At 72.0% G+C, this 575-nt stretch carries 1 protein-coding gene; it reads left to right on the forward strand.

Going from position 1 to position 575, the window contains the following annotated elements; all coding sequences use genetic code 11:
- Positions 1–575, forward strand: a 575-nt coding sequence (nfi, locus tag JCM9942_RS17750) for a deoxyribonuclease V (protein WP_054661079.1), incomplete at both ends; no start/stop codon positions are given.

The following is a 575-nucleotide window of genomic DNA, read 5'->3' on the forward strand; positions in this document are numbered from 1 at the left end:
CCTTGCCGCGCAGGTGTCGCTGGAGGATGTACTCACCGCCCTGCCCGCACGGCTGGCCGGGGTGGATACCGGCTTCGAGGACGCCGGCCGCACCACCCGATCGGCGGCGGTGCTGCTGGAGGGCGACACCCTGCAGACACTGGAGTCGCGTGTGGCGCGCCTGCCCACCGCCCTGCCCTATATTCCCGGCCTGCTGAGCTTCCGCGAGCTGCCGGCGGCGTGGCAGGCGCTGCAGCAGTTGAGTACCGCTCCGGCGCTGGTACTGGTGGATGGCCATGGCATCGCCCACCCGCGTGGCCTGGGCATCGCCGCGCACCTGGGCGTGCTTAGCGGGCTGCCCTGCATCGGCGTGGCCAAAAGCCGGCTGGTCGGCGACTACGACGAACCCGGCCCGCTGCGGGGCGATCACACCCCGCTGTGGCACAAGGACCGTCAGGTCGGCTGGGTGCTGCGCAGCAAGCCGCGTTGCAACTCCCTGTTTGTCTCGCCCGGCCACCGGGTGTCGGTCCCGACGAGTCTTTCGCTGGTGCTGGCCTGCCTGGGGCGCTACCGCCTGCCCGAGCCGACCCGGCTGG

It is taken from the genome of Stenotrophomonas pictorum JCM 9942, from assembly GCF_001310775.1.
Taxonomy (GTDB): Bacteria; Pseudomonadota; Gammaproteobacteria; order Xanthomonadales; family Xanthomonadaceae; genus Stenotrophomonas; species Stenotrophomonas pictorum.